We start from the raw sequence: 20,081 nt of genomic DNA, 5'->3' as shown, positions 1-20,081 counted from the left end.
CAGCTCCCACACGGCGACCGCGTCCACCGTGCCGCCGACGAGGCCCGCCCAGCGCAGGGCCGCGTACGAGACCGGGACCCGTCGACGCCGACCGCGACCGACTGGGCGGCGTGGCGGCGGTCGATGGACCGGCCGACGTCCGCCCCGCCCCGTTATGTGATCGCGACGCCCGTATGGCCGCCTTTGTGGTCGCTCCAGCGCACGAGCGCGTGGAAACGCTGTCCGCATGCCCGTCCGGTATGGGCCCCACGGTCCTCGTGAGTGCCGTTCGGCCCCAGGAGACGGGGTACTCCCGGGAGTGGGAATGTGTCGACGACCGCTTCGCCACATGTCTCTCGCTCTCAGCCGAACAGGCTTGGCACCCGGATCGTTTCGACACGTCGCCACGTGCCGCCGGGCAGCAGGATCCACTCGCCGACCGCGCATCGGCCACTCCGGCGGACGGAGCCGGCTCTCGGCCGGGAGGCCGAGAGCCGCGCCGTCCCGGGCGACGGCAACCGGGCACCGCAGCGGGCACGCTCGGCTCGCGGGGCAACTCGGGTGCGCTTGCTCATCGGCCCTCCGTCCACTGGAATGCACTCAGCGCCTCTGCGGTACGACCACCACCGGGCACTGGCCGTGGTGCAGCACGGCGTGGCTCACGCCACCCAGCTGGAACCCGAAGTGGCCCGTCCTGCGCCGTGCGCCGATGATCAAGAGGTCGGCGGCCGCAGACCGGTCCACCAGGATCTTGCTGGCAGGGCCCTCAAGCGTCGTTCGGCGCACTCGGACGTGTGGATACTCGGCGGTCGCAGCTTTGAGCTGAGCGTCGAGAAGGGCGGAGGCTCGCTCCTCGTACACGTCTGTCGGCCCTTCGGCCCGTACCCACACGCCGCTCCTGTCATGCGAGGGCCTGCGCCAAGCATGTACGACATCCAGGATGCAGCCGCGCACCTCGGCCTCGCGGAAGGCGAACCGCACGGCCTCCACGCTGGTGTCGGCTTCCCCCAGACCGAGCAGGATCCGCTCATGCGTACCCGCCAGGCCTACACGATCGCCCCGGACCACGATCACCGGGCAGTGCGCCCGGCCCGCCACGGCCAGGCCGACCGATCCGAGAAGCATTCCCTTGAGTTCACCGCGGCCGCGCGATCCCGTCACCAGTGCGAAGGCATCATTGCCCTCGCGCACGAGAACGTCTGCTGCTCCGTCCGCAACGATGTCGGTGGTGACCTTCACATCAGGGCCGCGCCGCTCGGCGCGTTCCGCTGCGGAGGCCACTATGTGCTCAGCCAGCACCCGTTCGGAGGGGCGCCCCCGGCCCACCGACGGGAGGCCGCCCTCGTAGCGCGCCCACAGGGAGGCGTAGACGAGCCTCAGTGGAAGACCGTGGCGTTCGGCCTCGTCCAGGGCCCAGTCGACCGCGAGCAGACACGAGTCCGAGCCGTCGACGCCCACCACCAGAGGAAGTGTCATCTTGCCCACCACCTTTCACAAGGCCGCCACCTCGTGCAGCGCATGGTGGTGAACTTCACCGTGGCACTCCCCCGTTGGCATTGCGAGGGGCGCTTCGGCCCGCGTCGGAGGACTTTCGGCCCCCTATGGCTCGATGTGGCGGGGCGTCGCGTCGTCGCCTGCCGGGCCTGGAGCTTCGTGTGAGAAACCACCGTTAGTGGTTCCGTGCGTATGCCTGTCGGACGGAGGCGGCAACGCGGTCGGTCAGTTCGGGAAGGGCCGACCGCACCGCTTCGCTCAGGCCCGCGCCGAGTGCGACGTCGGCCACCTCCACGGCGTGCACGACGAGCCTGTGGGGCAGCTGGTCCAGGGCCTCCGCCAGGGCGAGGCACTCCCCCAGGCCGAAGGCATGTGTGCTCGCCGTACCCGGTGCGTGGCAGGCCGCTTCCACCGGTGTCAGGGTGCGCACCTCACCCGGCCGGGCCGGCTCTGCACGCAGGGCTTCCACGACGACCACGGAGTCCGCACCCCGCCACAGGTCGAGCATGCGTGCGGGTTCACCGTCGCTGACCACCAGGACGGTGTCCTGCGGAACACGGCCCCGCAGTGCCTCCACCACTGCCGGGCCGATCCCGTCGTCACCGCGCAGGGGATTGCCCACACCGATCACCAGCACCCGGCCGCTCATCTGCGCTCCACCGTCAGGTCGAGGAAGTGCGCGGCGCAGGAGATGCAGGGATCGTGATTCCGGATGGCCCGTTCGCACAAGTGGGTGAGCTCCTCGTCGTCGGCGGCGGGCCCGACCCTGTTCAGGCGCGCCTGAACCGCCCTGCGCACGTCCTCCTCGATGGCCGTCTGGTTCTGGGCCGTGGGCGGAACGATGCGGGCCTCGGTGAGCGTGCCGTCCTCCGCGAGGACGTAGCGGTGGTACAGCAGGCCCCGGGGCGCCTCGGTGGCCCCGGCGCCGACCGCCTTGCGTGGCGGTACCTGGACGGCCGGTCGGAGAGGCTGTTCGTACCCGTCGATGATCCGCAGGGCTTCCTCGACGGCGTGCACCACCTCCACGGCGCGTACGACGATGCTTCGGAAGGGGTTGTCGCAGATCGCGCCGCCGGCGGGGTCGCCCAGGCCGGCGGCCCGCGCCGCCTCGGCCGCCACGGGATGCAGCCACCGGCCGTTGATCGCATAGCGCGCCAGCGGACCGGTCAGGAAGCGGCGTCCGTCGAGAGTGGCGGTCAGGGCAGTGGAGTACGGCACCTGCCCTTCCTGAACGCGCTGTTCGAAGTCGGACAGGGTGAACTCGCGCAACGCCGGACTTCCGCCGTGGGCGGCCATGACCGCCGGTGTTCCGGAGTCGATGGCGTAGCGGCCGGGGTCGCGCAGTGCGAGCAGGTCGTGGTCGCACACGGTGTCGGGAAAGTCGAAAGCGGCCACCCAGCGGACGGTCTCCAGCGCGTCCTCTCGGGCCTGTCGGAGTCGTTCCGCCAACGGGCGGAGTTCCTGCGGCGTCGGCGTCCGGTAGAAGCCGCCGACTCGGACGTTGACCGGGTGGATGGGACGGCCGCCGAGCTGTTCGATGATCGCGTTACCGGCCTGCTTGAGCCTCAGGCCACGCTCCACGGCGGCACGTTGGTCGCGGGCCAGCCCCACTACGTCCGCATGGCCGAGGAAATCCGGAGCGTGCAGCAGATAGATGTGCAGGGTGTGACTCTCGATCCACTCGCCGCAGTACAGCAGGCGCCGCAGTTCCGCGAGCGGGCCGTCCACCGTGACCCCGCAGGCGTTCTCGATCGCCTGGCAGGCGCTCATCTGATAGGCGACCGGGCAGATACCGCAGATGCGAGCCGTGATGTCGGGGGGCTCGGTATGGGCCCGGCCGGTCAGGAAGGCCTCGAAGAACCGTGGCGGTTCGTAGATGCGCAGCCGCGTCTCGACGACAGTCCCCCCGTCGACACGTAGGTGCAGGGCGGCCTCGCCTTCCACCCTGGCCAGCGCGTCCAGTCGCAGGACACGGGTTCCACCATGGTTCATGCGGGCCTTTCCGGGCGAGCTTCCGTCGTGTCCCGAGGGCTGTCCTGCTCCTCGGCCACGAGGTCGGGTACGGGGGCATATTCCGGCGACGCGGCGTTGAAGGTACGGAAGACACGCTGGATGTCCCGCTCACTCATCCCGTCGTGGCGCAACTGCGCGACCATGGAGCGCAGGTTGGGCCGGCTCGTGGGTCCGAAGCATCCGTAGCACCCGCGTCCGTAGGCGGGGCAGATGGCGCCGCAACCGGCGTGCGTGACCGGGCCCAGACAGGGGGTGCCGTGGGCCACGGTGATGCAGGTGGTGCCACGCCTCTTGCACTCGAAGCAGACGCTGTGGCTGGGGATCCGGGGTTTGCGTCCGGCCAGGTGGGCGGTGATGACTTCGAGCAGCTGGCGGCGGTCGATGGGGCAGCCGCGCAGCTCGAAATCGACCGGGACGTGGGCCGAGATCGGTGTCGAGGTCTCCAGCGTCGAGATGTACTCGGGCTGGGCGTAGACCGCGGCGAGGAACTCGTCGACCTCGGCGAAGTTGCGCAGTGCCTGGATGCCGCCCGCGGTGGCGCAGGCTCCGATGGTCACCAGGTACCTGGAGACCCTGCGGATGTGCTGGATCCGCTCGGCGTCCTCGGCGGTGGTGATCGACCCTTCGACCAGGGAGAGGTCGTACGGGCCCCGGCCGTCCGGCCGCGCGCGCTCCCCGCCGGCGCCTTCGACCGGGGTCATCTCCAGGAAGTGGTCGATCCGTACTCGCTCGGTCAGGCCGAGGAGTTCGTCCTCGCAGTCGAGCAGGGTCAGCTGGCAGCCGTCGCAGGAGGCGAATTTCCACACGGCGAGCGTGGGCCGTGGGTCGGTGGCGAGTCCGGGGTCGGTGGCCATGTCACAACTCCCTCACGAGGAGCAGTTGTGCCACGCGGTCATAGCCGACGACCGGTCCGTCGCGGCACAGGAGGAGCGGGCCGAGTTGGCAGTGACCGCAATGGCCGGTGGCGCAGTGCATGTTGCGTTCCAAGGACACCTGAACGCGCTGCGGGGCCAGGCCCCGGGCCAAGAGGGCGCGCGCGGTGTGCCGCATCATCACCTCGGGCCCGCACACGAACGCGCAGGTCCGTTCGGGCCGCAGGTCGAGGCGGTCCAGGAGCGTGGTGACCACACCCACCGCACCGTGCCACCCCGGGGCGGGGCGGTCGACGGTCACCTCCACCCGGGCCGGACCGCGCCAGCTCTCGATCTCGTCGCGGTAGACCACATCGGCAGGGGTACGGGCGCCCACCAGGACCGCGAGCCGACCGTACGCGGCAGGCCGGTCCAGGACTGCCTGCACAACCGGCCGGAGCGGAGCCAGCCCGATGCCGCCGGCGATCACCAGCACATCGTGGCCGACCGCCGCATCAAGGTCCCAGCCGGTACCGTACGGCCCGCTGAGCCCGAGGGCGTCGCCCGGGCGCATCCGGTACAGCGCGGTCGAGACCGCACCCACCGCGCGCACGGTGTGCACGAGACCTCCGTGGCGGCCGCGCAGGGCGCTGGCCGAGATGGGCACCTCGCCGACCCCGAACGCGTAGATCATCGCGAACTGCCCCGGTGCGAAGGACGGGAGTTCCCGTCCGACCGGCGCAAGTTCGATCGACCGGGTGTCGGCGGTCTCGGCCCAGGTGTCAGCGACGCGGTACGGCAGCGGGGGCGCCACGGTGCTCATGATGGCGCGCCTCCCAGCAGCCGTTCGACCGGAGCGGAGTCCGGGGAGGCGGGGAGCCCGGTCACGACGCCGCCCCATCCGATGTCCCGGACCGTGTCCAGTCGTGCAGGGCGGCGGCTTCCTCGGTGATGTCGATGCCGACCGGGCACCACACGATGCAGCGGCCGCAGCCCACGCAGCCGGACGATCCGAACTGGTCGTGCCAGGTACCGAGCTTGTGGGTCATCCACTGCCGGTAGCGGCTGCGCGACGAGGCACGGACCGGGCCGCCGTGCAGGTGGGAGAAGTCCAGATCGAAGCACGAGTCCCACAGCCGCCACCGCTCCGCGTGGTCGCCGGTGAGGTCGGTGACGTCCTCGGTGGTGGTGCAGAAGCAGGTGGGGCACACCATGGTGCAGTTTCCGCAGGTCAGGCACCGCCCGGCGACGTCGTCCCAGCGGGGCGCGTCGAGTGTTCCGGCCATCAGTTCCCGCAGGTCGGCCTCGGGCATGGTCCGTCCCATGCGGTCCGCGGCGGCCGTGACACCTGCGCGAGCCGTCTCCCGGGTTTCGGGGTCCGCCGGACGAGCGGGCAGTTCGGCCAGGATCTCCGCACCTTCCTGGCTGCCGCCGCGGATCCAGAAGCGGTGCCCGTCCTCATCGACCACTTCGGTCATCACCAAGTCGTAGCCGGGGCCGGCGGCGGGTCCGGTGCCCATCGAGACGCAGAAGCAGGTGGCGCCGGGCTCCGTGCACTCGACCACGATCAGCAGTGCCCCGGAGCGCCGCCCCGCGTAGACGGGGTCGCGGTACGCCCCACCGGTCAGTACCCGGTCCTGGATGGCGATGGCCCGCAGGTCACAGGGACGCACGCCGAGGAAGGCGTACCGGGAAGGCACGGCCTGGTCGGCCGTGAGGACCAACTCGCCCTCCACCCGGTCGGCGCTCCACTCCCGCACCCGCGCCGGATGCAGGAACGACTTCCAGGACTGGGGGCCCGCCGCGTTCGCGAAGGCCGCGCCGTCGGACCGCTCGCGCAACCGGTACCGCCCGGCCTCCAGCTCCACGCCCCATCCGTACGGCAACTCGTCGGCCGACCGCAGCTCCGCCAGTACGATCGCACTGTCCCGCACCGTGGGGCCGATCACCGTGAACCCGCGTCCGATCAGCACGTCCACGAGCGCGGCCATTCCGTCCTTGCCCATCACGAGCCCGTCGGTCGCGGCAGACGGGAAGGCGTTCGCATCGACATCGGTGCTCATGACCGATCTCCTTCAGCGCCGTGGACGGCGGAGCTGGCGTCTTGCCGTCCTCTCAAGCCCACGATCGCAGCATTTACGGTATGGCGACGCGCCGATAGAGCCATGTGGGCACCTTTTTGGTCCGTTTGTCCCGTTGATCCCATGGGAGCAGCCGACAGCCCCCGCGCAGGGTGGATCGCGGTTCGGCGTGCTCCTCGGCGACGAACCGGACGTCCACCCGGGCCTCGGGCGGCTGCGCCCCGAGGCCACCGTCGAACACGACACGATGACGGCCGTGGACGACCAGCAGGCCGGCCGGTGCGAAGCGTGGCGACGCCATGGCGCCCGCTCCCAGCAGACGTGAGCCGTAGCCGAAGCGCCATACCCGACGCCTCCCGGGAACGCGGCCTGGTCGTCGTCTCAGGCAGGCGGCGGCAGTGGACCTGAGCCGTCCGGGCACGTAAGGGGGCCGTTCGACCCAGTGCGGGCGGAGCGGCCCGGACGGATGGTTGAAGAAGGCCCGAAGGAAGGAGGGCTGGCATGCGGTGGGAGACGATCCGGAAGGACACTCCGCCTCGGATTGCCCCCAATCTGGGTGACTACGACGAGGAGTGTGCCGGCTTTTCGTGGTCAGAGGCACGGGCCAGGCTGGAGGGGCTGCCCGGCGGGCGGGGACTGAACATCGCACACGAGGCCGTTGACCGGCACGCGGCATCGAGCCGTGCGACAGCAGTCGCGCTGCGCTGCGTCGGGCGCGACGACTCCGTGACCTGCGTGACCTACGCGGATCTGGCCCGTTCGACGGCACGATTCGCCAACGTGCTCCGTACCCTCGGGCTCGGTCACGGCGACCGGGTGGTGACGCTGCTGGGGCGGTGCCCCGAGCTGTACACCGTGGTTCTCGGCACGTTGAAGAACACCAGCGTTCTGTGCCCGCTGTTCTCCGCCTTCGGACCGGACCCGGTCGCCCAGCGAGTGACGCTGAGCGACGCGCAGGTACTGGTCACCACGGCGGAGCTGTACCGCAGGAAGGTCGCCGGGCGACGCGGCGCGCTTGCCGCCCTGCGCCATGTGCTGATCGTCGGCGAGGGCGCCGATGAACTGCCCGGCACTGTTCCCCTCGCCGCACTGATGGCCGAAGCGGCCGACACCTTCACCATCCCGCCCACGTCGCCCCACGACATGGCCCTGCTGCACTTCACGAGCGGCACCACAGGCACCCCCAAGGGCGCAGTGCACGTGCACGAGGCCGCCGTAGCCCACTACATGTCCGCGCTCTACGCCCTCGACCTCCACCAGGACGACGTGTTCTGGTGCACCGCCGACCCGGGTTGGGTCACCGGCATGTCCTACGGGATCGTCGCACCGCTCATGCACGGCGTGACGGTTGTGGTGGACGAGGGCGACTACGACGCCCGTCGCTGGTACCGGATCCTCGCCGAGCAACGGGTGAGTGTCTGGTACACGGCGCCGACGGCCCTGCGCATGCTGATGCGGACGACGCCGAGGACCGGACCGTACGACCTGCCTCGCTCGTTCGACCTGAGCGCGCTGCGGTTCATCGCGTCGGTCGGCGAGCCGCTCAACCCGGAGGCCGTGGTGTGGGGACGGGACGTGCTGGGGCTGCCGGTGCACGACAATTGGTGGCAGACCGAGACAGGCGCGATCATGATCGCCAACTTTGCCGGCTGCGACCTCCGTCCCGGCTCCATGGGCCGTCCGCTGCCCGGTGTGGAAGCGGCGGTGCTGCGGCGTGGCGAGGACGGTCGGGCGCAGATCATCGGCGGCCAGGTCACGGTGCTGGAGGAGCCCGGCGTGGAAGGCGAACTGGCGCTCCGGCCCGGCTGGCCGTCCATGTTCCGCGGCTATCTGCACGACGAGCCACGCACTGCGGCGGCCTTCGCGGACGGCTGGTACCTCACCGGCGATCTGGTGCGACGCGACGCTGACGGCTGGTACTGGTTCGTGGGGCGCGCCGACGACGTCATCAAGTCGGCGGGACACCTCATCGGGCCGTTCGAGGTCGAGAGTGTCCTGATGGAGCACCCTGCGGTCGCCGAGGCCGGGGTCATCGGTCGACCCGATCCGGTCGCCGGGAACATCGTCAAGGCGTTCGTCGCGCTGCGGCCGGGCTTCGACGCGACCACCACAACCCGGCAGGAACTGCTGGCCTTCGCCAGACGCCGGCTGGGCCCGGCCGTGGCGCCACGCGAGATCGCCTTCGACCAGCACCTGCCGCACACCCGCAGTGGCAAGGTCATGCGCCGCCTGCTGCGGGCACGCGAACTCGGCCTGCCCGAGGGCGACACCTCCACTCTGGAGAAGGCCGACTCCTCCCCGGACGCCTCCTCCCTGGCGAGGACGGAGTAATCCGCATGAGCACTGCCCGCACCACCCACGCACCGCGACCCGCCACCCGGCCGAACCGTCAAGCCGCGCACCGCCTGGCCCTGTTCGAGTCGATGCTGCGCGTCCGCCGGTTCGAGGAACGCTGCGTGGAGTTGTACAGCGCCGCCCGTATCCGGGGTTTCATGCACCTCTACATCGGTGAGGAAGCCGTGGCCGTCGGCGTCAACGAGGCTCTCACGGACGCCGACGCGGTCGTGTCGACGTACCGCGAGCACGGGCACGCACTCGCGCGTGGGGTTCCGGCCGAGGCGATCATGGCCGAGATGTTCGGCAAGGTCACCGGCTGCAGCCGTGGCCGGGGCGGATCCATGCATCTGTTCGACGCCGGCCGCCGCTTCTACGGCGGCAACGCGATCGTCGGCGGCGGGATCCCTCTCGCGGCCGGCCTCGCCCTCGCCGACCGTATGACCGGCCGCGACCGAGTCACCTGCTGCTTCTTCGGCGACGGCGCCTTCGCCGAGGGCGAGTTCCACGAGACCGCCAACCTCGCCGCGCTCTGGGAACTGCCCTTGCTGCTGGTCTGCGAGAACAACCTTTACGCAATGGGAACGGCCCTGGCCCGCCACCAGGCCCAGACCGACCTCGCGCTGCGGGCCGCCGGGTACGGCATGGTCTCCTGGGCCGTCGACGGCATGGACGTCTTCGCCGTCGAGGACGCGGCCCGGCGGGCGGCCGAAGGCGTGCGTGCCGGGACCGGACCGCACTTCCTGGAGATGCACACGTACCGCTTCCGCGCCCACTCCATGTACGACCCCGACCGTTACCGCGACAAGGCCGAGATCGAGCACTGGAAGGAGCGCGACCCGGTCGAAGGGCTCGCCCGGCGCCTGCGAGATGCGAAGGAACTGTCCGACAAGGCCCGCATCGCTCTGGAGGACCGTCTGTCCGCCGAGATCGACGGCGCCGTCGAGGCTGCCGAGCAGGCTCCCGATGAGCCCGTCGAGGATCTGCTGAAGTACGTCACCAGTCCGGTGGGGGTGAGCCGGCCATGACCGCGACCCACACCCGTACCGCCAAGCCCGCCGCCTCCTCCGACCGGAAGACGACCTATCGGGAGGCGATGCGCGAGGCGATGCGCGAGGCGATGCGCACCGACGAGCGTGTGTTCCTGATGGGCGAGGACGTCGGCCGGTACGGCGGCTGCTTCGGTGTCAGCCTCGGCCTGCTGGAGGAGTTCGGACCCGAGCGGATCCGCGATGCCCCGCTGTCGGAGTCCGCCTTCGTCGGCGCCGGTATCGGCGCGGCCCTGGCCGGCATGCGGCCGATCGTCGAGATCATGACTGTCAACTTCAGTCTGTTGGCCCTGGACCAGATCCTCAACAACGCGGCGACCCTGCTGCACATGTCGGGCGGTCAGCTGTCGGTACCGATCGTGATCCGGATGACCACGGGTGCGGGTCGGCAGCTGGCGGCCCAGCACTCGCACAGCCTGGAAGGCTGGTACGCGCACATCCCCGGCCTGCGGGTCCTGGCCCCGGCGACCCTCACCGACGCCCGGTACATGCTGGCCCCCGCGCTCGCCGATCCCGACCCCGTGCTGATCTTCGAGCACGGCAGCCTGTACAACGTCTCGGGCGACCTGCCGGCCGACACGGGCCCGGTCGACATCGATCACGCGGCCGTCCACCGCCCCGGCACGGACGTCTCCCTGATCACCTACGGCGGCTCGCTGCCCAAGGCACTCGCCGCCGCCGACGACCTGGCGAACGACGGCATCAGCGCGGAGGTCGTCGACCTGCGTACCCTGCGCCCCCTGGACGACACCACCATCGGCGACTCCGTCGCGCGCACCCACCGTGCGGTCGTCATCGACGAGGGATGGCGCACCGGCAGCCTCGCGGCGGAGATCTCGGCACGCCTCACCGAGCAGCACTTCTACGACCTCGATGCCCCCGTGGAGCGGGTGTGCAGCGCCGAAGTGCCCATGCCGTATGCGCACAGGCTGGAGGAGGCCGCGCTGCCCCAGGTCGGCGGAATCGTCGCCGCCGCACGTCGCGCCGTCGGCGGCCCCATGCCGACCGGTTCCGACGATGGGGAACGACAGGCGGTCACCGGGAGGGCGGGCTGAGATGACCGAGTTCACCATGCCCTCGCTCGGCGCGGACATGGACGAAGGCGTGTTGCAGGAGTGGCTCGTGGGTCCTGGCGACCGGGTGCGCAAGGGCGATGTCGTGGCGGTCGTGGAAACCGACAAGGCGGCCATCGAGGTCGAGTGTTTCGAGTCCGGCACCGTGGGACAGCTGCTCGTCCCGCCGGGAACCCGGGTGCCGGTGGGGACACCTCTCGCGGTGATCCAAGGCGAGGGCGCACCCGAGGAGCAGGCGAGGATCGCGGCGGAGCAGGGCTCCCCCCCGGCCGCCGAGACGGTCGCCGAAGTTCCCCAACGGGAGACGGCCCGGGCGCCCAAGGTCGCCAAGGCTGAACAGGAGCCCCTTGCGCACGACGAGCGTCCGCGGTCTCGCCGGAAGGCAGTCCGCGAGCGGAAGCCGGTTCAGGAGCCAGTACGCACGAAGTCCCGGAAGAAGTCCGCCGGGCAGCCCGTACGCGCAACGGGCAGCCGCACGCACCCGCCGCCGGAGATGTCCCCCGAGGCCGAGTCGGCCCTGGGAGCCGGACCCCTGGTGCGGCACCTCGCGGCGCTGCGGGGCCTCGACCTGACGACACTGCACGGCACAGGACCAGGCGGACGGATCACCCGTGCCGACGTGGAGCACGCCCAGCCACCTCTTGCGCCAAGGGTGCGGGCTACCCCATACGCCCGGCGGCTCGCCCGTGACCTGGGCATCGATCTGACGGCACTGCAGGGCACCGGGGACGGCGGAGCCGTGCGAGCGGCGGACGTGCACACGGCTGTGGGCGCACGCGCCGGGCGGCACGAACCGGGCGGGCCGGCCGAACGTCGTCGGGACGACGAGCAGCACCCGCACATCGCGGTGCCGACCGACAGCGGGGCGGAACAGCGTAAGGACACCATGCGCCGTGCCGTCGCCGACCTCGTGAGCCGCTCCAAACGGGAGATCCCCCACTACTACCTGTCCACCACCATCGACCTGGCAGCGGCCGGGGACTGGCTGCGCCGGATCAACCGCGGCCGCCCGCCCGCCGACCGTCTGGTGCCTGCGGCTCTCCTGTTGAAGGCCGCCGCCGTGGCGGCGCACCAGGTACCGACCCTGAACGGCTACTGGCAGAACGACGGGTTCGTCCCCGGCCCCGCGGTGAACCTGGGTGTCGCGGTGTCGCTCCGACAGGGCGGACTGCTCGCGCCGGTCATCCACGGCGCCGACACGCTGCCGCCCGACGCCCTCATGACGATCCTCAAGGACCTGGTCCAGCGCGCCCGCAGGGGAAAGCTGCGCGGCAGCGACATGACCGGCGCCACCCTGACCGTCACCAACCTCGGTGACCAGGGCGTGGAGACCGTCTTCGGTGTCATCCATCCGCCCCAGGTGGCCCTGGTCGGCTTCGGCGCGGTCGTGGAGCGGCCCTGGGCCGCGAACGGCATGCTCGGCGTTCGTCCCCTGGTGACCGCGACTCTGGCCGCCGACCACCGGGCCACGGACGGTGCCGTCGGGGCCCGCTACCTCACGGCGGTCGACCGACTGCTGCAGAAACCGGAGGAGTTGTGAGTCAGATGAAGCCCCTGGACGACGCTGAGGCCATGGCCGTGGTCAAGGAGTCGATCACCCAGATCATCCCCGACGCGGACTTCACTCAGGTCGAACCGGACGACAAGTTCCGTGATGTTCTCGAACTCGATTCGCTCGACTTCCTCAGCCTGGTGGAGCTGCTGTCCGAGCGCACGGGAATCCGGATCGACGAGGAGGACTACCCGGAACTGACCACGCTGTCCGCTGCCACGCGGTTCCTGGTCGCCAGGTCGCAGGACAGTGCCAGCTCGGCGCGGTGAGTCGCCGGGACCGCCTGTGCCGCGGTTCCGGCGCCCGGTACCGATTTGGAAAAGGGGGGCACACGCTTTACAGCGACGTCCAGATCTACGTGCTGGCGAACCCCCAGGTCGGGTGCTGCTTGTCGGCCTCGACCGGCTGTATGGACTTCAGCGACAGCGGGCCACTCACAATGCAGCCGCGATCGGGCCTGGCCGACCGAGCCGAGCAGCAACCCCTGGCCGCTGTGTCCAGCAGATGGATTCACTCGCGGCGCAGCACCACTTTCAGGGCTCCTGTTGGTGGTGCCGTGTGCGAACACCTTGCAGGCGTCCTCCATATCTCGCTCAGCAGCTTCTGAACATCGCCGACCGCGCCATCCATGGCATGGGTGCGCCTCAGCCGAGCACCCGTCAGGTCGCTGGTGGCTCACGTGAACCCCGGTGGGTTCAAAGCTGACCATCCATGACACCCCCGGTCAGGCGCCGCTGGAGGGACGCCGAGCGTCGTCCGTGCGATAGGCGATGTGGCTGGCGACCGAGACGACACCATCGACGCCGCGGCACAATTGTTCAATCACAGGGATCAGACCCCTGTACTCCACGGTGCCACCGAGGGCAACCCGCCCGTCTCGTACCTCGACCGTCACCTCCGTCGGATCGATCCCCATGGTGTGCCGCAGCAGGTCGCCGGTGATCTCCTCACGGATGGCGTCGTCACGGCGCAGGAAGATCCGCAGCAGATCACCACGGCTGACGATGCCCAGGAGCCGGTCCGCCTCATCCACCACGGGCAGCCGTTTGACGTGCTGGGCCTCCATGAGGCGGGCAGCCTCGACAACGCTCCACTCCGGGCGCGCGCACACCGCCGGGGCCGACATGAGTTCCTCGGCGCGGGAGCCCTCGGCCTTGGCCCGCTCCCAGGCTTCCAGGTGCGGAACGGGGGTCCTGCCCGACGGATCGGCCTGATCGGCGCTCTTGCGCAGCAGGTCGGCCTCGGACACCACCCCCATGGGGCGGTCGAGATCGTCCACCACGGGCACGGCAGTGACATCGTTCTCCGCCAGGAGCCTGACGAGCTCCTTGAACGGCGTGTCACGCCGAGCCCGGACGACGCCCCGCGTCATGAGCTCATCGACCGTTCGGTGGTGCATGGTGCCTCCCGGATGCGAACCGCCCACCTCGCGGACGCGGAGCTCTCGGCCCGTGCGGCGGTCTGTCCCGCGGGGCAGGTTGGATACAGCACCATTCTGAGGAGAGGGCGGCGATCATGCGAGCTCACCTCGGCGACCAACTCGTCATCGAAGGTCCGACGACCGACGCCGCCAGGCGCGACGGCGAGATCGTCGGCCTGCATCACGAGGACGGAACGCCCCTACGACGTGCGCTGGTCGGACACGTACGAGGTGACGCTCGTGTCCCCCCGGGCCGACGCACACGTCCACCACCTGGAACACGGACAGCCCGAGGCCATGCACCACTCACGGCAGGACACCGCTGAGGCGGCGGCCGTGTCTCCGCCTGCCCCACCGAGCGGGGCAACCAACCCCGTCGGCATCGGCCGACGCGTGGCCGCCGAGCGCCGGAGACACGGGATCAGCCGGCAGGAAACAGCCCGCCGCGCCCGGATGTCGCCCAACCACTTCACCTACCTCAAGCCGACGGGCCGCCCGGTCCGGGAGGCGGTGGGTGTGTCGCGGCGATTCGCGAACGGTGCGACGGTGTTTACAGGGGGCGCCCGACAGTCGGACGGAGAAGGCGGTGGCGATGATGGAACTCCCACTGGTCGTGGGTATCGACGGATCGGACTCCAGTCTGCTGGCGGTCGACTGGGCGGTGGACGAGGCGGCGCGGCGCGGGCTGCCGCTGCGTCTGGTCCACGCCTCCCTGTGGGAGCGCTACGAGGGAGTCCGGCCGTCCTTCGGCACCGACCGTCCTGCCGAGCAGGTCATGGCGGAGCACATCGTCGCTTCCTGCGTGGAGCGTGCCCGGTTGCGCAATCCCGCGGTCAAGGCGTCGGGCGAAGTACTGCCCGACGACGCCGTTTCCGCGCTGCTGCAGGCGGGGCCCGAGGCCTTCGCCCTGGTCACAGGCGTTCGTGGGCGGGGCCAGATCGCCGGGCTGCTGTTGGGGTCGGTCAGCCTCGCGGTGGCGGCTCGTGCCGTGTGCCCGGTCATCGTGGTCCGGGGCGCGGAGCCCAACCGCCAAGGAGTACTCGGCCGCGTCGTGGTGGGGGTCGGGGACCCGACAGGCAGCGCGAGCGCTGTGCGGTTCGCCGTGCGCGAGGCCGAGGCGCGCGGCTGCGACCTGACGGCCGTGCGAGCCTGGCGCAGCCCGGCCAACGAGCCCGTGGACCACATGCTGATCGCCGACGACGCCGCCCGGCTGCGCGAGGAGCGGGCCTCGGCCGGCATCGACGACGCCCTGCGCGAGATCGAGCAGGAACACCCCCGGGTCGATATCCATCACCAAACGGTCGAAGGCCCCGCCCACCACGTCCTGCTGGACGCGACAGCCGAGGCCGACCTGGTCGTCGTCGGCGCCCTGCGCCGCCACGGTCGCTTCGGTCTGCAACTCGGCAGGGTCGCCCACACCCTGCTGCACCACTCGGAATGCCCGGTCGCCGTCATCCCCCAGCCAGTCTGAGTGTCACCGCACGGGCTACGACCCCGCTGCCGAACAGTTGCCTGAATCGCTCTGCACTCTCGGCCATGGGTACACCTCGTCAACCTCCCGACCCGGCTGCTTCTCCGGTTCCGTGTGCGCCGCGCCACGGGAGCGTGGGGCCCGTGGTTCTTCCCTCACACGCACGCCCTCCTGGACCACCGCCATCCGCGGCCGGGACGTGTTTCAGAAGTCACGGGCGCAGGCTCACTCGCTCCTGACCGCCACCGTGTGCCCGGTCAGTCGTGCGGCACCACCGCCACCGGGGCGGCGGCATGGTGCAGGACCGCTTGCGTCACCGGTCCGATGTGCGGACCGACCGGCGTACGCCGGTTGCGACGCCCGACCACGACCAGTGTCGCGTCCCTGGAGGCGTCGACCAGGTGGGAGCCCGCGCTGCCGACCACCGCCTGCTCGTTCACCTCGACGCCGGGGAACTTCTCCCGCCAGGGCCGCAGTACCTCGATCATGTTGTGCCGGATCTGCGCGTGCAGCTCCGCGTTGAGGTCGAGGTCGAAGGCTCCGCCGTAGCCGTAGGAGGACGGCAGACTCCATCCGTGGACGACGCGAAGGTTCCGACCGCGCCGAGACGCGGCTTCGAACGCGAAACCGATCAGGGAACCGTCCGGGCGCTCCAGGTCGAGGCCGAGCACGACACCGCCCTTCAGGTGGTCGTCCGAGACACGTTCACCGGCACGTACGAGGACGACCGGTCGCTCGGTCCTGGCCACGACGGCGAGTGCCACGGAGCCGACGATGAACCCGGTGACTCCGCCAAGGCCCCGGGAACCGAGTACCAGGAGATCGGCCTCCTCGGCGGCGGCCAGCAGCGCGGTGACGGGCTGCTCCGGGATCCGCTCGGCAGAGATGTGCAGGCCGGGGTGGCGTTCGGCAAGGCGGGCGGCGGTCTCCCGCGGCAGGCGCTCGGCCCACTCGCTCCGCGGGTCGTCCATGGGCGGCACGGAGGCGCCCGCGAGCGGGGAGTACGTGTAGGGCTGCCACTGCCAGGCGTGCACGAGGCGCAGGGGCGCGTCGCGCAGCAGCGCCTCGTGGGCGGCCCAGTCTGCGGCTGCGAGACTCTCGGGCGAACCGTCCAGACCGACGGTGACGTTGCGGGACATGTGCGGACCTCCTCAGGGGGATGTGACTCAGTCTCCGGGTGGCAGGCTCACGTCAGGAGGGGCCGCAGGTCCCGGCCCGGGGCCGAACGGCCCATCCGTACGTGCCCCGTTCTCCCGCGAGGGTCCGTTCAGACGATCGCGACCGGGCAGTGGGAGTGGTGCAGCAGGGCGGTGGTGACCGGGCCCGGTTGGGGGCCGATGCGGTGGGCGTGTCCGTGGGTACCGACCACCACGACGGCGGCTTCGCGGCTCGCCTCCAGCAGCGAGTGCACCCGGCTGGAGTCGCATGTGCGGAACTCCACCTCGACCTGGGGATAGCGCTGCCGCAGCCCGGCAACCGCACGGCGCGGTACAGCCTGTTCGGTCGGTACTCGCACGACGGCATCGTCCCGCCCCCGATCCGCGGGAACCAGGGCCGGTGGTGCGAGCGCCGGGCGCCGGGAGGCCGCGGCGTCCAGCACACTCAGCCGGACCCCGCGGCGCGCCGCCTCCGCGAAGGCGTATGCCGCGGCATCCGCGTCGGCGTCACTTTCCATGCCGAGCACCACCTCACCGCGGCGGGCTGACTGATGGTTCCCCCGCACGACGAGCAGCGGACCGCGCGTCCGCGCGGCCAGCCGCAGGCTCACCGAGCCGAACAGTAAGCCGGCGACACCGCCGAGCCCTCGTGTGCCGACCACGGTGAGTTCGGCGCCCCAGCCGTGCTGAGCGAGCGCCTGGACCGGTCCGCCCTCGAAGGCGGAGGCCGTGACGGGCAGGCCGGGGTGCCGCCGGCGTACCCGGGCCGCCGCGGACGCCAGGACCGGCCCGGCCTCGTCGAGGTCGGGCACGGCGTACACGATGTCCAGCAGGGCGCCGCGCAGCACCGCTTCCTCGGCGGCCCGGTCCAGCGCCCTTACGGCGATGAGCGTGCCGTCCACGCCGACGGTCACATGACGGGTGGTCATGTCTTTCCCTCCCCTTGGTCGGTGTTGTCTAGGTGGCCGCGGACGCCCCGTCGGCCCGGTTCGCCAGTGCCGCGCGGCCAGCTTCCAGGCGGGCGGCGGGAACACGGAACGGCGAGCAGGAGACGTAGTCGAGGCCGGTGTCGTGGAAGAAGTGGATGGAGTCCGGGTCGCCGCCGTGTTCGCCGCAGACGCCGATCTTCAGGGTCGGGTTCGTCGCGCGGCCCTCCTCGACGGCGATCCGGACCAGTCGGCCGACGCCGTCCCGGTCGAGGGTCTCGAAGGGCGAGGTGGCGAAGACGCCCTGGGCGAGGTAGGCGGGGAAGAAGGACGCCTCCACGTCGTCACGGGACAGTCCCCACGCCGTCTGCGTCAGATCGTTGGTGCCGAAGGAGAAGAAATCGGCGGCCTCGGCGATCCGGCCGGCGGTCAGCGCGGCACGGGGCAGTTCGATCATCGTGCCGATGGGACAGTCGACCGTGAATCCGGAAGCCTTCGACACCTCGGCGAGTACGCGCTCCGCTGCCGCCCGTACGATCCGCAGCTCCTCGACCGTGCCCACCAGCGGAACCATGATCTCGGCCCGGGGGTCGCCCCCGTCCCGCAGCCGCTCCACGACGGCTTCGGCGATCGCCCGTACCTGCATCTCGACCAGCCCGGGGACGACGAGTCCGAGGCGCACGCCGCGCAGCCCGAGCATCGGGTTGTTCTCGTGCATGCGCTCCACGGCGGCCAGCAGGCGCCGGTCGTGCGCGGTGGGGTGGGTGGCGACACGGACGGCGAGTTCGGTGCGGTCGGGCAGGAACTCGTGCAGCGGTGGGTCGATCAGCCGGATCGTCACCGGCAGCCCGTCCATCGCGGCCAGGATGCCGGCGAAGTCGGCCCGCTGGAGCGGCAGCAGCTCGTCCAGGGCGGCGCGCCGCCCGGTCTCGTCCTCGGCGAGGATCATCGCCTCGACCAGGGCGCGCCGCTCGCCGAGGAACATGTGCTCGGTGCGGCACAGGCCGATCCCCTCGGCTCCGTAACGGCGGGCGCGGGCCGCGTCCTCGGGGGTGTCGGCGTTGGCACGCACCCCCAGGCGGCTTACGGAGTCGGCGTGTTCGAGAGTGCGGGCCACGGCCTCGGTCAGTACCCCGTCGCGTTCCCCGGTGTCCAGGAAGCGGCCCACCGGCGAGTCGGTCAGCGGCAGTGCCCCGAGGTGGACCGTGCCCGCCGTGCCGTCCACGGAGAGCACCGTGCCTTCGGCGAGCACGGTCCGGTCGGGTGCGGTGAGCGTCCGTGCCTCGACGTCCACCGTGAGTTCCTCGGCGCCGCACACGCACACCTTGCCCATGCCGCGCGCCACCACGGCCGCGTGGCTGGTCTTGCCGCCACGGCTGGTGAGCACGGCCTCGGCCGCGACCATCCCGGGCAGGTCGTCGGGGGTGGTCTCCCGGCGCACGAGGATCACCTTCTCCCCCGTCGCGGCGCGCCGCACCGCCTCGGCCGAGTCGAAGGCGATCGCTCCGACTGCGGCGCCCGGGGATGCGGGGACGCCGTGGGCGAGCGGCTTCGTCTCGACGTGTGCTTCGAAGCGGGGGAACATCAGGCGGGCGAGCTGTGCGCCCGAGACCCGGGCGAGCGCTTCGTCCTCGCCGATCAGTTCCTCGTCGACGAGTGCCTCGGCGATACGGAAGGCGGCCTCGGCGGTGCGCTTGCCGACCCGGGTCTGGAGCATCCAGAGCGTGCCCCGCTCGATGGTGAACTCGATGTCGCACAGGTCGCGGTAGTGGTGTTCCAACGTGCTCATGTGGTCGATGAGTTGCCGGTACGAGAACGGGTCGAGCCGTTCCAGTTCGGCGAGTGGCACGGCGTTGCGGATGCCGGCCACGACGTCCTCGCCCTGGGCGTCCTGCAGGTAGTCGCCGTACACACCACGGGCGCCGGTGGCCGGGTCGCGCGTGAAGGCGACTCCCGTGCCGGAGTCCGGACCGAGGTTGCCGAACACCATGACCTGGATGTTGACGGCGGTGCCCAGGTCGTCGGATATGTGTTCGCGGCGGCGGTAGAGGCGGGCGCGCTCGCTGTTCCAGGAGCGGAAGACCGCCCGGATCGAGCGGTACAGCTGCGCGCCGGGGTCCTGCGGGAACTCCTCTCCCGTCGCGTCCCGGATCACCTGCTTGTAGTCCTCGACGAGCCGGGCGGGGTCGTCGGTGCTCCCGCGCCGGTCGAACAGTTCCGGGGCGATGCCGAGCACCGTGCGGCCGTACATCTGGAGGAGGCGGCGGTACGAATCCCATGCGAAGCGCTCGCTGCCGGTGGCCTTGGCGAGTCCGAGGACGGATGCGTCGCCGAGGCCGATGTCCAGGATCGTCTCCATCATCCCGGGCATCGAGAACTTGCTGCCCGAACGCACGGACAGCAGCAGGGGGTTGTCACGGCCGCCCAGCTCGCGTCCGGTGCCTCGTTCCAGCTCCACCAGTGCGTGCGCGACCTGGGCGGCCAGTTCTCCCGGCTCCTCGCCGGTGGCCAGGTACTCCCGACAGGCATCGGTGGTGACGGTGAAGCCGGGCGGTACCGGCAGTCCCAGCCGGGTCATCTCCGCCAGGTTGGCTCCCTTGCCGCCGAGCAGGTCCGCCATGTCACGGCCGCCCTGGGAGAACTCGTACACGTAGTCGGCCATCTGTCTCATCCTCCGGGCT

At 70.9% G+C, this 20,081-nt stretch carries 17 protein-coding genes and 1 pseudogene; 8 read left to right on the top strand and 10 right to left on the bottom strand.

What is annotated here, in order from left to right; all coding sequences use genetic code 11:
* Positions 1-579 precede the first annotated feature (579 nt).
* The 6 genes from OG798_RS49665 to OG798_RS49640 form a co-directional block, all read right to left on the bottom strand.
* Positions 580-1,455, bottom strand: a complete 876-nt coding sequence (locus OG798_RS49665) for a universal stress protein (protein ID WP_328759489.1) — start codon at positions 1,453-1,455, stop codon at positions 580-582.
* A gap of 193 nt (positions 1,456-1,648) precedes the next feature.
* On the bottom strand, positions 1,649-2,122 hold the full coding sequence (locus tag OG798_RS49660; RefSeq protein WP_328759488.1) for a hydrogenase maturation protease: 474 nt from the start codon (positions 2,120-2,122) through the stop codon (positions 1,649-1,651).
* Positions 2,119-3,465 (bottom strand): Ni/Fe hydrogenase subunit alpha, encoded by a 1,347-nt coding sequence (locus OG798_RS49655; protein WP_328759487.1) that lies wholly within the window; start codon positions 3,463-3,465, stop codon positions 2,119-2,121. Before OG798_RS49655 ends, OG798_RS49660 begins: the two co-directional genes overlap by 4 nt.
* Positions 3,462-4,340 (bottom strand): oxidoreductase, encoded by an 879-nt coding sequence (locus OG798_RS49650; protein WP_328759486.1) that lies wholly within the window; start codon positions 4,338-4,340, stop codon positions 3,462-3,464. Before OG798_RS49650 ends, OG798_RS49655 begins: the two co-directional genes overlap by 4 nt.
* A 1-nt stretch (position 4,341) precedes the next feature.
* Positions 4,342-5,160 (bottom strand): FAD/NAD(P)-binding protein, encoded by an 819-nt coding sequence (locus tag OG798_RS49645; protein WP_328759484.1) that lies wholly within the window; start codon positions 5,158-5,160, stop codon positions 4,342-4,344.
* Between the two features lie 61 nt (positions 5,161-5,221).
* Complete coding sequence (locus OG798_RS49640; RefSeq protein ID WP_328759483.1) at positions 5,222-6,400, bottom strand: 4Fe-4S dicluster domain-containing protein; 1,179 nt, start codon at positions 6,398-6,400, stop codon at positions 5,222-5,224.
* 133 nt (positions 6,401-6,533) lie between these two features.
* Between OG798_RS49640 and OG798_RS49635 the strand changes: the two genes are divergently transcribed.
* The 6 genes from OG798_RS49635 (at position 6,534) to OG798_RS49610 (ending at position 12,695) form a co-directional block, all read left to right on the top strand.
* Positions 6,534-6,743, top strand: a complete 210-nt coding sequence (locus OG798_RS49635) for a hypothetical protein (protein WP_328759482.1) — start codon at positions 6,534-6,536, stop codon at positions 6,741-6,743.
* 176 nt (positions 6,744-6,919) lie between these two features.
* Positions 6,920-8,749: an acetate--CoA ligase gene (acsA, locus tag OG798_RS49630; RefSeq protein WP_328759481.1), complete on the top strand. Its 1,830-nt coding sequence runs from the start codon at positions 6,920-6,922 to the stop codon at positions 8,747-8,749.
* A 92-nt stretch (positions 8,750-8,841) separates the two neighbouring features.
* A complete protein-coding gene (pdhA, locus tag OG798_RS49625) occupies positions 8,842-9,780 on the top strand; it encodes a pyruvate dehydrogenase (acetyl-transferring) E1 component subunit alpha (protein WP_443054232.1) in 939 nt (312 codons plus the stop codon).
* A complete protein-coding gene (locus OG798_RS49620) occupies positions 9,777-10,856 on the top strand; it encodes an alpha-ketoacid dehydrogenase subunit beta (protein WP_328759479.1) in 1,080 nt (359 codons plus the stop codon). Before pdhA ends, OG798_RS49620 begins: the two co-directional genes overlap by 4 nt.
* 1 nt (position 10,857) lies before the next feature.
* Positions 10,858-12,414 (top strand): 2-oxo acid dehydrogenase subunit E2, encoded by a 1,557-nt coding sequence (locus tag OG798_RS49615; protein WP_328759478.1) that lies wholly within the window; start codon positions 10,858-10,860, stop codon positions 12,412-12,414.
* Between the two features lie 5 nt (positions 12,415-12,419).
* Positions 12,420-12,695 carry an acyl carrier protein gene (locus tag OG798_RS49610; RefSeq protein WP_328759477.1) on the top strand — a complete coding sequence of 92 codons (276 nt, stop codon included), beginning with the start codon at positions 12,420-12,422 and terminating at the stop codon, positions 12,693-12,695.
* A gap of 455 nt (positions 12,696-13,150) precedes the next feature.
* Here OG798_RS49610 and OG798_RS49605 read toward each other — a convergent pair whose 3' ends face one another.
* The gene (locus OG798_RS49605) at positions 13,151-13,825 is read right to left on the bottom strand and encodes a CBS domain-containing protein (protein WP_328759476.1); all 675 of its coding nucleotides are present in this window, start codon (positions 13,823-13,825) and stop codon (positions 13,151-13,153) included.
* Positions 13,826-13,941: 116 nt separating this feature from the next.
* Between OG798_RS49605 and OG798_RS56825 the strand changes: the two are divergent.
* Both OG798_RS56825 and OG798_RS49600 read left to right on the top strand, forming a co-directional pair.
* Positions 13,942-14,309 (top strand): annotated as a pseudogene (locus OG798_RS56825) (DUF1918 domain-containing protein); the annotation flags it as partial.
* A gap of 132 nt (positions 14,310-14,441) precedes the next feature.
* Complete coding sequence (locus OG798_RS49600; RefSeq protein ID WP_328760188.1) at positions 14,442-15,317, top strand: universal stress protein; 876 nt, start codon at positions 14,442-14,444, stop codon at positions 15,315-15,317.
* A 257-nt stretch (positions 15,318-15,574) separates the two neighbouring features.
* Here the strand turns inward: OG798_RS49600 and OG798_RS49595 are convergent, their stop codons facing one another.
* The 3 genes from OG798_RS49595 to ppdK all read right to left on the bottom strand — a co-directional run bounded on the left by OG798_RS49595 (position 15,575) and on the right by ppdK (position 20,062).
* Positions 15,575-16,456, bottom strand: coding sequence for a universal stress protein (locus OG798_RS49595; protein WP_328759475.1), 882 nt, complete (start codon positions 16,454-16,456; stop codon positions 15,575-15,577).
* Positions 16,457-16,584: 128 nt separating this feature from the next.
* The gene (locus OG798_RS49590) at positions 16,585-17,403 is read right to left on the bottom strand and encodes a universal stress protein (RefSeq protein WP_328759474.1); all 819 of its coding nucleotides are present in this window, start codon (positions 17,401-17,403) and stop codon (positions 16,585-16,587) included.
* Between the two features lie 28 nt (positions 17,404-17,431).
* Positions 17,432-20,062: a pyruvate, phosphate dikinase gene (gene ppdK / locus OG798_RS49585; protein WP_328759473.1), complete on the bottom strand. Its 2,631-nt coding sequence runs from the start codon at positions 20,060-20,062 to the stop codon at positions 17,432-17,434.
* Positions 20,063-20,081 lie beyond the last annotated feature (19 nt).

Origin of the sequence: Streptomyces sp. NBC_00271 (assembly GCF_036178845.1) — a bacterium.
GTDB lineage: Bacteria > Actinomycetota > Actinomycetes > Streptomycetales > Streptomycetaceae > Streptomyces.
This window is presented reverse-complemented; position numbering and strand designations above follow the sequence as displayed.